The organism is Oscillatoria sp. CS-180, assembly GCF_028330965.1.
Lineage (GTDB): Bacteria > Cyanobacteriota > Cyanobacteriia > Phormidesmidales > Phormidesmidaceae > Halomicronema.
The window spans coordinates 85,683-98,383 of record NZ_JAQMUB010000045.1; the positions used below are offsets into that span (position 1 = coordinate 85,683).

Here is a 12,701-nt window from a genome sequence, read left to right on the forward strand (position 1 = left end):
GTTTAACTGTATAGAGTCTCCGGACTGCTATTCAAAGCATAGGAAAATAATGAATGGATGACTTAGAAAATGCTTTCTCAGCTGCTCATGCATAATTCTGATTACGAGCGGGGGTGGTCCCAAAGTTCAAACGACTCCATCTGGAGACTCCTTGAGGAGTACGGAGCCGCGAAGTGTACACCGAAACATAGAATTTGTGTAGTAAATGCATAGAGTAGAGGTATCCATTAAGTCTTTGTTGATTTTGCTATCGTCGCTGTCATGAGCAGAAAATTAGTACCGATCAGTACTGCCATTTTGATTGGCACGATTTCTAGTTGGGGCGCTGTCAGCCTGGCATCGTCTCCAAAAACAAGAGTTCAAACGCTTCAGTTTTATGAACCTTCCTTTGAAGTAGCGGATGTCATTCTTGCTCAAAGTCGCGTTAGCCCTCCCGTTCCTCCCTTGCCTAGTCCGCTTCCCACAGCAACTCCACCAACGGAGTCAGGTATTGTTGGCCTCTCGCCTGAACCTACGGACGATATTGGCGTCGGTCATCTCAGGCCACGAGATTTATCGTTTTTAGAGACTGAGAATTGGACTGATAGCCCTTATTTAGGCGCTAACTGGTTGCAAGCAGCCGCAATTCCAATTTATACCGAGCCTGATGGATCACACTGGGGCTGGATTATTAGTGGTTGGCTCGTACCCAATGGTCAGGAACCGTTAGCGCTTGGTCGTGATGCTAGCTTCTCCATGCTGCATACTTACTACAGCCTCTTCTCCTTCCCAGTCACCCAAATTCAAGACGATGGCTGGTTTGAATTTCAATACACTCCCGCCGGAAAAGCTTGGGCACACGTTGATCACCTCAATCTGGGGCGCATTGATCTAGCTGTCGAAACATGGGAAAACCGCTTCCTCGACATGGGCTGGGTCGAATTTCGAAATCATGGCTTATCCCAGTCCCTAAAAGCGGTACCAGACGACTCGGCCACGATTCTTGGCTTAGTCGGCCCTGACAGCTTTATTGAAACCCTTGCTTTTGATGGGGATTGGATGCAGGTTAGAGTCACTCAGCCCACCAGTGCATGTCAACAGCTACCAGGCGCTGTTACTCAGGAAGGTTGGATGAGATGGCGCAATTCAGAACAGCAATCTCTGATTTGGTTTCCGCCCAAGGGATGCTAGGGGTGTTATGGATGTGATGCTGAATGCCTTGGAGATTGGTATCCTCAAAACCTCAATTATGAGTTGAATGCATCTCTGTGCTTTCTTCGACCCGCACATTGATGATGGGATCTTTGAGCCTGAAAAGCGTCTGGAGTCAACGTAGTAAGTCTTCAGACGCTTTTTTCGTTTCGTTAATATAGCTTTAGTTATTAAGGTAGTGCACCCAATAGCATCTCAGTGCTTAGCCGATAGCCACATGGCAGTTGTTTTGCCTTAATGGAATTGGCGATGGCTATAACTTCTGTAACAGGTTTAATAGCGAAGAGAGTAATTCACGTGTACTATAAACAGGCTGAGGAAAAGATTGTGATGACAGCGATCGCGGTAGTCGATAGGCTGCAAACGTAACAACGGCGTTATAAAAGCCTTAAAATCGCTCATAAAGTTAATCTTCTTAACAGATTCTCACGATTGTAGATAGGCTTATCATAGATTCTGTTAACCAGGATGCAGTTTTCAGGATGAGGGAAACAGTATTATTTCCTTGTCTTCAGCGATATTTCCTCAATATTTTTCCTCAAAAAATAAACGATAAGACTGTCTAAAGTTTCTCATAAATGTTACGATAGTTTACATAAGTGACTGGCATTCATCCCTCTTCTTGTCTCTGCTAGGGGAGAGCAGCGCTAGCAACAGCTTTATCTTTGCATCCTCCATATCAGCGTTACTGATAGCTCTGTTCCTATGAAAACAACTCAAAGTACTGATCTCGTAAGGACCTATCTGAAGGAAATTGGTCGTGTTCCATTGCTAACTCACGAAGAAGAAATTCTTTTGGGAAAGCAAGTTCAGCAGCTTACGCTGCTAGAGAAAAAGCGACAAGATCTAGTCGATGAGCTGGATCGTGAGCCGACTGGGGAAGAGTGGGCCGGAGCCTCTAATCTTTCTGTAGCTGAGTTAGTAGAGACTGTCCGATTAGGTAAGGCAGCTAAGCGGAAGATGGTGGAGGCCAATCTGCGCCTAGTGGTATCGGTGGCGAAGAAATATATCAAGCGAAACGTCGATCTGCTGGACTTGATTCAAGAAGGAACCATTGGTATGCAACGTGGTGTCGAGAAGTTTGATCCTACTAAAGGGTATCGATTTTCGACTTATGCCTATTGGTGGATTCGGCAGGCGATTACGCGGGCGATCGCCGAGAAAAGCCGCACAATTCGTTTACCGATCCACATCACGGAGAAGCTCAACAAAATTAAGAAAGTTCAGCGGCAGCTCTCTCAGCAACATGGTCGAGCTGCATCGGTTTCAGAGATTGCTGAGACGTTGGATCTGTCAACTCAACAGGTTCGAGATTATCTAGAGAAGTCGCGTCAGCCACTATCTCTTGATCTGAAAGTGGGTGACAACCAAGACACTGAGCTGAGCGAGTTGCTGGAAGATGATGGTATGTCTCCAGAAGAGTTTGCCACTCAGTCTTCTTTGCGAAGCGATCTGGAAAGATTGATGATTGAATTGACCCCTCAGCAGCAGCAGGTTCTCACGCTGCGATTTGGCCTAACTGACGGTAAAACAATGACTCTAGCTAAGATTGGCGAAATCTTGAGCGTGTCCCGTGAGCGAGTTCGTCAAATTGAACGCGAAGCACTGACAGCTCTCCGTAAGCGGCGCGGCGATGTGCGTGAGTATTTGGCAAGTTAGTTTACGGCTCTCCTCTGTCAAGTTTCAAATAGCCGGCGACAGAATTGTAGAGAGAGAAAAGCAAAATTGAGGAATGCCAGCAAGACTAATCCTTTCTCCTAGCAGGTTTGTGGGATCTGAAAGCTGTCGTTATCGTTTTGTGACAGTGTTACCCGTGCGAGGTCTTACTTTATTGAAATGAGTACATCTCATAGGTACCTTTTGAGTTGGAGCCTTGATGAGGTCTCAGAAGTAATCACTACGTAAATTGGCTCAGTCTTGTTGATGTGAAAACTGATATGCACCTACGTAGGCAAGGACGATCGCCACAACTAACAAAATAGGAAAACTGTACCAGGGAAATTCTGATAGCGGTTGGTAGGCAGCAGCTCGAAGGCCAACAGTGGTGTAGGTCAACGGTAGTAAATAGACAATGCCTTTGAGAGCAACAGGGAGCATACTAGGGTCGAAGAAAGTTGCTCCTAAAAACGACATCGGCACAATTAGGAAATTGTTGAATAGGCTAACACTTTCAAGCGATTTGACGTTGAGGCCAACAATAACACCTAGCCCAGCAAATACGGCGCAATTGAGAACGAGCAGACCCAGAAAGAGCGGATTCAAAAAACTCCAGATCTTGCCTGTAAAAAGAACCGCAACCAAGATAACCGAAGCAGCCGTCATCATGCCTCGAACAATTCCGGCCAGCATCTTACCCAGGTGCAGCGCTAAGGGATGCACAGGGTAGAGCAGCATTTCTTCAAAGGTTTTGGTGAAGAGGCGATCGCCGCAAATTGAAAAAGTTGTGCCTCCAAAGCTAATTACCATAGAGGAGAGTGCAACCATTCCTGGCAAAATGAACTCCAAGTAGCTATTGCCCACAGTCGGCTGACTCACCTGGTCTAGAGAACTTCCAAGCCCTAGTCCAAACGCAAGAATATAGATTAGCGGGGAAACCAAACCTGATGCTGCAACTTGTGGAATGCGAACTCGAAGATCAAGCCAGTCTCCCCAAAATATGGTCAAACTATCGTCGAATAGCGCTTTGAGGAAGTTGTTATTGGCAGAACGATGAATTTTGAAGGAAGCTTCGGCATCCACGGCAGTTACGCCTCTTGAAGAGTGTTTACAGTTTTTTACAGATTATCCCTACTTTAACCTGAGTTGCTAGGACTTTCATCGAGGCATTTTCCGGTTTAAGGGATGAGGGATGAAGGGTGAAAATTGGAAAGTTGTGAGTCGGAGCCATGGTCCACGTCATCCTTCGGCTTCAACTCATTGTTCGGTCTCTAGGCAGCGAACTGAGTTAACAATCATCTCAGTCACAAATGTCTTGTAGCCCACGGTATCGAATAGCACTACAACTTTTTCGTCCTCATACCGCAGAACTTGCCCCTTGCCAAAATGGGTATGAATAATGGTGCTTGAAATAGGAAAAGGCTGGAAGGAGCTGGAGTCCTCGTCCTGGTCATTCTTCTTGCAGTTATCGCAATGATTACAGGGGCCTGCAAAAGGCTCCCCAAAATAGCTCAGAATAGACTCGCGGCGACAGGTTTCCGTTTCTGCATAGCTGCGCATCATATCTAGTCGCGATCGCTCAAATGTTTTGCGCCGCTCCTGATCAGTAAGAGCGCGATCAATGGCTTGCTCAGAGTCGTCTGCATTAGCGGCAGCCGTCACGTTTCCATCAACCGTTTGCTCTACAACTCCCGCTGCTTCTAGGCGTTCTAAGGCTGTCGTCAGCTTTGCCTGAGATAGCTCTGCTTTTGTTTGCAATGACTCCTTGGATAATGCGTCGGTTGATTCTGTGATGATGTCTAAAACGGTTTCCAGAGTTTCTTGCTCAACCGTGCCACCTGCTGCAAAAAAACGCTGTAGCTTTAAGTCGTCTGGATGATAAAACAGCTTAGCCCTAGCAGATTCTCCATCCCGTCCGGCGCGGCCAATTTCCTGATAGTAAGCATCGATTGAGCCAGGAATGTCGTGGTGAAAGACAAATCGAACGTTCGGCTTATCAATACCCATACCAAACGCGGTTGTTGCAACAACAATATCAAGGTCATCGTCCATAAACTGGGATTGCGTTGCCTCTCTATCAGTTGCGCTCATGCCTGCGTGATAAGCTGCCGCCCGCAGGTTGTTCTCCTGTAACTTTTGGGCGATCGCGCCAGCAGTTTTGCGGGTAGCGACATAGACAATGCCCGGCAAATCCGCTTCTTTCAATGCTTGCATGAGTGCCGTCAGTTTTTCCTCTGCATCATAAAAACGGTGTGCTTCTAAAAACAGATTGGGCCGATCAAACCCTTGGACAATTTCTACTGGGTCCTTGAGTCTGAGTCGCTCCGTGATTTCTTGACGAACCAGTGGTGAGGCTGTGGCTGTCAGCGCCAACACGGTAGGACGACCTAGTGTTTCAATGGCATCACCAAGTTGTAGATAATCGGTCCGAAAATCGTGTCCCCACTCACTGATGCAGTGCGCTTCATCCACCACAAACAGTGATGGCTGACACGCTTTTAGCGTCTCCAGCGTTTCTAGATTGCTGAACTGCTCTGGAGCCAGAAAAAGAAACTCCAAATCCCCTTTTTGCAAGCGTTTGAAGACCTGCTCACGCTCTTTCGATGTCAGTGTCGAGTTCAAAACTGCTGCTTCAACGGTGCCCTGCTCAGTGATCGCGTCAACTTGATCCTGTTGCAAAGCAATCAGTGGCGAGACAACCAGCGTAGCCCCTGGTAATCGCAATGCCGCAATTTGGTAGATAGCTGACTTACCTGACCCCGTTGGCATAACACCCAAGGCATCTTGCTTAGCCAAGACAGCTTCTAATACCTTTCGCTGACCTGACCGTAACTGCTCGTAGCCAAATACCTGTTGAGCAATCTGTTCCGCGGCTTGCAGAGACGGATTAGCGCTATCCACCATGTCAAACTCGTCTAATAGTGCTCTCTATTGTCACAGGCCCTTTATGAAGAAGGCTCTTTCCTTGGAGTGAATGTTGATAGTCAGGTTATGCTATACGAACTTGGTACAAATGCATTAAACAACAGAATCCATTGGCAAAGCGAACATGACACCAGCAGAAGAGAGCAGCTATGGCTAAATCACGCTCTATATATGTGTGTAACAGTTGTGGCGCGGAATCATCTCAATATTTTGGGCGCTGCTCTGTCTGCGGCAGTTGGAACACCATGGTTGAGCAGGTGACCCAAGCAGCTGAACCAGTCAAGGGCAGTTCCATTCGTGGGCGATCGCGGTCCACATCCACAAAAAAATCAGCTCAAAAACAAGCTCCTCGTCTTGCTCTGACGCTGAATCAGATTGAAGATCGACCGCAGCCTCGTCAAGTATCTGGCTATCAGGAGTTGGACCGTGTTTTGGGGGGTGGCATTGTTCCCGGCTCATTGGTTCTGGTAGGGGGCGATCCGGGCATTGGTAAATCCACTCTTCTGCTACAAGTTGCTAACTATTTAGCGGATCGAACACGGGTTCTTTATGTTTGTGCAGAAGAATCAGGACAGCAAGTGAAGCTGCGATCGCAGCGCCTGGGTATCGGCACCGCAGAGGTCACTAACGGCAAATCTGCTCAGTCCGCTCAGGTTGAAGAAAGTGTCTCGGACAGCAGTGTTAATCAGGGCCTCTACCTACTGCCGGAGGTAGATCTGGAGACAATTCTGATGGAGTTGGAATCTCTCAAACCGACTGTTGCTGTCATTGATAGTATTCAAGCACTGTATTACGGAGCGCTGACATCAGCACCAGGCTCGGTGTCGCAAGTGCGGGAATGTACGTCGGGCCTAATGCAGGTTGCCAAACGGGACGATATCACCCTTTTCATTGTTGGACACGTGACTAAAGAAGGTGCGATCGCCGGACCCAAGGTGCTGGAACATTTGGTTGATACCGTGCTGTATTTTGAAGGCGATCGCTTTGCCAGTCATCGCCTGCTGCGCTCTGTGAAAAATCGTTTCGGTGCAACCCATGAGCTGGGCATCTTCGAGATGGTTGATCGGGGTCTGCAGGAAGTCCGCAATCCTTCCGAGCTGTTCTTGGGTAACCGCGATGAAGCGGTGCCGGGCATTGCCACCATCGTCGCCTGCGAAGGCACCCGTCCGCTAGTGGTAGAGCTGCAATCTTTGGTTAGTCCAACCAGCTACAGTTCACCGCGACGGTCAACCACAGGAATCGAGTTTAACCGTCTCTTACAAATCTTGGCCGTGCTAGAAAAACGGGTAGGTGTTCCCCTTTCAAAGCTGGATGCCTACGTTGCCTCCTCAGGTGGATTGAACGTTGGAGAACCGGCGGCTGATTTGGGCATTGCCATTGCAGTCGTCGCCAGCTTTCGCGATCGCGTAGTCGATCCCTACACGGTGATATTGGGCGAGGTTGGCTTAGGGGGACAGGTCCGCCCTGTTTCCCAACTGGAGCTGCGACTCAAGGAAGCCACTAAGTTGGGTTTCAAACGGGCGATCGTCCCCAAGGGACAAGGGGGAGTAGACACACCGATGGAGGTAGTCCCCGTGGCCCGGGTAATGGATGCCATCACCTTTGGATTAGGGGGATCTTCATAAGGTCTAAACCCAATCTAGAATTGTCAGGGTTAGATGATTCAATAAGCGTCTAAGCCCCTGCAGAGGCTAGTACAGCATTCGCCTTAAGTTGAAAAATACGCTCAATTGCAGCCTCCACGGCCCGATCTGGAGTTGAAGCTCCCGACGTTACACCGACTGTGATGGCGCCTTCAGGCAGCCAGTTTTCCGTGATGGTCAACTCACCGTGCAGTTGCTTATGCTCAATGCGGTTATCAGGACCAATGCGTTCTGGGCCATCGATGTGATACGAGGGAATGTTGCGCTCGATCGCAATCTCCTGCAAGTGAGTCGTATTAGAAGAGTTATAGCCACCGATGACTAACATGAGATCGACCGTTTCATCCACAAGCTCAAACATGGCATCCTGCCGCTCTTGAGTTGCATCACAAATGGTGTTGAAAGCGAGGAAATGGTCATTCAACGCCTGCGGTCCATACTTTTGCAACATTGTACGTTCAAACAGTTTGCCAATCGCTTCCGTTTCTCCCTTCAGCATCGTGGTTTGATTGGCCACACCAATGTGCTCAAGGTCGCGATCAGGGTCAAATCCTTCAGAATAGGCGTGCTGGAACTTGGTCAAAAACTCGTCACGATTACCACCCTTCAAAATATAGTCCGCGACATACTGCGCTTCATCCAAATTCAGTACCACCAGATAAGTATTCGCAAAGGAGCTGGTAGCAACAGTCTCTTCGTGCTTGTACTTGCCGTGGATAATCGACGTGTGGTCTTTCTTCTTGTGCTTTTCAACAGTATTCCAGACCTTTGACACCCAGGGACAAGTGGTATCAACGATGGTACAACCCTTGTCATTCAGCAGCTGCATTTCCTGAACGCTAGCCCCAAAGGCAGGCAAGATCACTACGTCTCCCGCTTCGACAACCGAGAAGTCTTTCTCGCCATCCCTGACTTCAATGAAGTAGACATTCATGTCACGCAAACGCTGATTGACTCCAGGATTGTGAATAATCTCATTGGTGATCCAAATGCGCTCGGTGGGGAAATGCTGGCGCGTTTCGTAGGCCATCGCTACGGCTCGCTCCACTCCCCAGCAGAAACCAAATGCCTTTGCCAGCTTGATGGTGACGGCTCCCTCAGTTAGAGCGTAATTGTTATCGCGGATTTTTTGAATCAGACCGCTTTCGTACTCCGTCTTCATCTGGTCGGCGACCTTTTCCCCATGACCAAGACTTTTGCGAAAGTACTTGTCTGATTGGTTCAGCGATCGCTTAAAGGCTTTGGTATCCATGACGCTCCCGCAGGTTGTCAGTTGTTTGTTAATTCGTTAACTAGGATAACGGTTTAGGGGGATAGAACGATGCATTCTCGCCATTACAGGTGTTTCTGACCGCCATAGATAAATAAACGACAACGGGGGAAAACAATGGCCCTAAAGCATTAATCTAAACGCTGATATAGTCTTGTTCTCAGGAACCTGGCAACGATTCCAGCTCGACCGAACTGAATTAACCCATCCTCGTTTGCCCACTCGTCAGAAAGGTAATTCCTCATAGTAGGGTTCAGCAAGGTTGCTGACAGCCCTTTCGAGTTCAGCCAGCGATCGGTTGTAGCCGACGATCGCCTGAACCAAATTCACTTCAGCATCCGTCAGCTCAGACTGAGCCTCCAAAATTTCTAGCTGAGTGCCCACCCCGGCATCAAACCGAAGAATCGCCAAATCGCGTGCTTCTTCAGCCTGTTCTACCGCAAGCCGAGCCGTACTGATGTTCTCAAAGTTAGATTGCAAATTAAAGTAGGCGCTTTCGACTCCCAGACGGACAGTATTCCGAGATTCCTCAAAATTTCGTTCGGCAATCTCAGATTCGATTTCGCGCTGTGCCGCACGAGCACGGGCTGCTCCGCCATCAAAGAGCGTCCAAGAAACCCGTGCACCAAAGCTGTAGTTATCGTCAAAGCTATCGTCTTCGGTCAGAGTGTCACTGATAGTGTAGTTGGCAAACAGATCAACCTGCGGCCCCAATGCTGCCAATTCGGCCTGCCGTAGTTCATCATTAAGTTCCCGTTGCACAAGCTGCTGCTCCAGCTCCGCTCTGTTTTGAAATGCCAGGACAATACTTTCTTCAAGGTCCAACGGCCATGCCCCTGCAATGTCTACAGGCGTGGTCGTGATGTTGATAGAAGGGGGGACATTGAGCCGCCGTGCTAACGTTCTTTGAGCGACCTGTCGTGCTCGTTCAGAGTTCACCAAGTCTTGCTGAGCATTAGCGACCTGTACTCTAGCTCGTAAAACATCAAAGCGAGTTCCGATGCCGACTTCTTCTCGTAACTCGGTATCTGCTAAGTTACGCTGTGCTTCTTCCAGAAACGCCTGACTAATCCGAATGGATTCGATCGCAGCCTGCAAATCGTAGTACTCGTTCGCCGTTACCAATCGCAATTCTTCTTGACGGCGCTCCACTTCCAATTCACTCAGCTCGACCTGCTCGACTGCCGCTTGAATATTTGACTGCCGTAGTCCTGAGGAATAAACGTTGTAGACCACATCGACCTGTGCGGATGTCGTGACTCCTAATTCTTCACTGGTCGGGTCAAAGCTGAATCCACCACCAGGCGTTTGAGTCACACCACCGCCAGTTGTAACATTTTGCCCTTGTAAATTGCCGTTGACAGAAACGGTGGGAAAGTTATCTGCTTGGGCTTCTCTTAGAGAAGCTTGACTTTGCTCCAATTCCAATACGGCTACTCGTAGATCAGGATTATTGCGATAGGAAAGCTCAATGGCCTCTTCCAAAGAAAGCGGTTGCACACCAATGATTTCGACTTCCTCTGGTTGAGTCTGAATCAGCAAAGGATTAGGGTCTGGATCTAGATACGGCAGCTCGTCTAGCACCCGATCTGCGGGAATAGGAACCGCTTCGTTCAGCGATTGATCTGGTGCCTCAGGCGTTGGCTGGCTCAAGTCTTCTAGCTCAGTGTCCTCATTGGCGTCGGCATCCTCTTCCGATTCCGGCAGAGGACTGAAGACGTCCTCTTCTTCTGTGTCATCAGCTTCAAGGGTAGGAGTTGTATCAGCGTCGTCTTGTTCAATGCTGTTGTCTGCCTCAGCAGAATCCGACAAATGGGTATCTGTATCACCGGCCTCTGCACTAATAGTCTCAGTACTGATAGTCTCAGTTTCAACAGTCGTGGTTGCAGCAGGTGCCTCCGTATCCAGGGTGTCGGAGTCCTCATAGACGACTTCAATATCGATCGCCTCTACTGTTTCTTCTGATTCGTCTATATCCGAGCTTTCAGCAACTGCTGAAGGAGGCAAATCCGGTTCGGCTTGACTGAAAAGGACTTCAAAAGGAGGGGGTTCCACAGTTGGTAAAACTCTGTCCGTGATTGCCAGCACCTCTTCTGTCGCAACGGACGATGCTGGTGCTGTCGCTGTTTCACCATCGATCACTGGAGAAGCTGCTGATAAAACAGGTTGCCTAGCAGCAGGAGACGTCAGCGTATAGCCTTGATGATGAACGTGTTGAGGACTGATACTGGTTGTCTCAGGGCCGAACGAGGGTTGAGTAGATGATCGCTCAACCTCCGACGAGAGCGCTGTAGGGGCAATAGACCCTGGATCCCCTTCTGTCTGGCTGTCCTCAGAGGAGAGTGTGGTTTCATCCGAAGCCTGCACATAGGTGTTCTCCGAAGCGCCAGCAGGGACTGCTAGCCATAAAAATGCAATAGAGGGAAGGGCGATCGCGGCACTCAAGTGGAAGCGCGTCAACCGTGGGTAGGGCATACCTTTCTGCATAAGATCCTTCGGCTTAGCAACGAACACGTCATAACTTGGACAACTCCGTCCTCCAGGATACTTTACTAACCGGTTTAGTTTGAAAGTAATTCCTGAATTGTAGAACTGAGTTAGAACTGTAAACAGCTTTGAACCAAACCTTCAACACCTTCAACCGGAATAATTGAAGCCTGTAGAGTGTTACTGACTGATTCTACGCTTTGGTCGTCTAAAAATAGCCATTTTTGAGGATTACCGGGATCAGTTGATTTCAGCATAATGGTAGGTAACAAAATGCCGTCACCCAAATCGCGATCGCGCAGACAACGTTGCAGATCGTGCCCGGTGAGTAACCCTGTCACGGTAATGTCTTGACCCCAATAATCACTATTTATAGCCGCCATATCAACAGTGAGTTTTTCAACCTGATTGAGCCGCTTCAGGATAGGTTGAAAGGCTTTTTCAACAGCATTGCCGACTATCCAGGTGTAGCGCCGGGGTGAGGGCAACGCTGGCGGTAGGGCAATCGCTGCTGCTTCAAAGGCTTTAAGGAATTGGCGAATCGAGCCAACACCGTTGCCGATCTGAGGATAGTCTTCGTATTCTGCTTCGATGGGCAGCGATCGCCCGGCAATCAGAAACCACTCATCGGCCAGCCAGGCAAAAGTTGTGCCCAACTGGTCACGAAATTTGGCCTGTAGAGTTTGTACCTGATCAATGACTGCCCCAGCCTTGGCGGGCGATACAGGCTGTAACTCGTCTTCAGAGGGACGAAATCGGGTCAGTCCCACAGGCACAACTGCTGCGGAAATAACAGCCGGAACATCCCCTTGATGAAACTGAGCTAAGTCTAAAAGGGTGCGTTCTAGATGGTCGTCGTCGTTGATGCCAGGACACACCACGACCTGAGCATGAATCTGCAAGCGATTTTCCTGAAACCACTGCAACTGCTCAAGGAGTTCACCTGCCCGAGGATTTTTGAGCAATCGAGAGCGAATCTCAGGCTCTGTTGCATGAACAGAAACAAACAACGGTGACAGGCGAAACTGAGCAATTCTCTCCCATTCACGGGCAGTCAAGTTTGTCAGCGTTAGGTAGCTGCCGTACAGAAAGCTCAGTCGATAATCGTCGTCCTTGAGGTAAAGCGTCTCGCGTTTACCCGGAGGTTGCTGATCAATAAAACAAAATGGACAGCGATTGTTACACTGCATCAGCCCGTCGAACAGAGCTGTTTCAAACTCTAGACCGAGGTCCTCATCATAGTCTTTCTCTAGCTCCACAACGTGGGTCGCCCCTTGGTCATCTTGGACTTCCAAGGTGATTTCTTCGTCGGCACAGAGAAACTGATAATCGATCAGATCACGGGGAGCTTGACCGTTGATTCGCACTAGGCGATCGCCCACCTCAAACCCCAGCTCTTGAGCAATGGAGTCGGGTAAGACGCGGGAAACGACAGCAGGACGAGTAGATGACTGACTCATGGGGACAAACGGATCGATGAGCGTGCAGGCCGGAAAACTATATTGATTAGATATTGCAGCCTGCTGTAG

The 12,701-nt window shown here is 49.0% G+C and carries 8 protein-coding genes; 3 read left to right on the top strand and 5 right to left on the bottom strand.

Translation table 11 applies throughout. The annotated features are described in order from the left end of the window. The first annotated feature begins 261 nt into the window (after nt 1-261). Together PN498_RS11495 and PN498_RS11500 are read left to right on the top strand one after the other, a co-directional pair. A complete protein-coding gene (locus PN498_RS11495; protein WP_272062906.1) occupies nt 262-1,170 on the top strand; it encodes a hypothetical protein in 909 nt (302 codons plus the stop codon). Nucleotides 1,171-1,896: 726 nt separating this feature from the next. Next, nucleotides 1,897-2,850: an RNA polymerase sigma factor, RpoD/SigA family gene (locus PN498_RS11500; RefSeq protein WP_272062907.1), complete on the top strand. Its 954-nt coding sequence runs from the start codon at nt 1,897-1,899 to the stop codon at nt 2,848-2,850. A 252-nt stretch (nt 2,851-3,102) separates the two neighbouring features. Here the strand turns inward: PN498_RS11500 and PN498_RS11505 are convergent, their stop codons facing one another. Together PN498_RS11505 and PN498_RS11510 are read right to left on the bottom strand one after the other, a co-directional pair. Further along, on the bottom strand, nt 3,103-3,930 hold the full coding sequence (locus PN498_RS11505) for an ABC transporter permease (protein WP_334312246.1): 828 nt from the start codon (nt 3,928-3,930) through the stop codon (nt 3,103-3,105). Nucleotides 3,931-4,104: 174 nt separating this feature from the next. Beyond that, nucleotides 4,105-5,751, bottom strand: coding sequence for a RecQ family ATP-dependent DNA helicase (locus PN498_RS11510; protein ID WP_272062909.1), 1,647 nt, complete (start codon nt 5,749-5,751; stop codon nt 4,105-4,107). Nucleotides 5,752-5,921: 170 nt separating this feature from the next. Here PN498_RS11510 and radA point away from each other — a divergent pair, with 170 nt between their 5' ends. Continuing rightward, a complete protein-coding gene (gene radA / locus PN498_RS11515; RefSeq protein ID WP_272062910.1) occupies nt 5,922-7,397 on the top strand; it encodes a DNA repair protein RadA in 1,476 nt (491 codons plus the stop codon). A 49-nt stretch (nt 7,398-7,446) separates the two neighbouring features. On the opposite strand, the gene PN498_RS11520 is transcribed toward radA, so the two are convergent. From PN498_RS11520 to PN498_RS11530, 3 genes are all read right to left on the bottom strand, one after another. Next, nucleotides 7,447-8,667, bottom strand: coding sequence for a 4-hydroxy-3-methylbut-2-enyl diphosphate reductase (locus tag PN498_RS11520; protein ID WP_272062911.1), 1,221 nt, complete (start codon nt 8,665-8,667; stop codon nt 7,447-7,449). A gap of 243 nt (nt 8,668-8,910) precedes the next feature. Then, nucleotides 8,911-11,160, bottom strand: coding sequence for a TolC family protein (locus PN498_RS11525; RefSeq protein WP_272062912.1), 2,250 nt, complete (start codon nt 11,158-11,160; stop codon nt 8,911-8,913). A gap of 122 nt (nt 11,161-11,282) precedes the next feature. Beyond that, nucleotides 11,283-12,632, bottom strand: coding sequence for a TIGR03279 family radical SAM protein (locus PN498_RS11530; protein ID WP_272062913.1), 1,350 nt, complete (start codon nt 12,630-12,632; stop codon nt 11,283-11,285). Nucleotides 12,633-12,701: the final 69 nt, after the last annotated feature.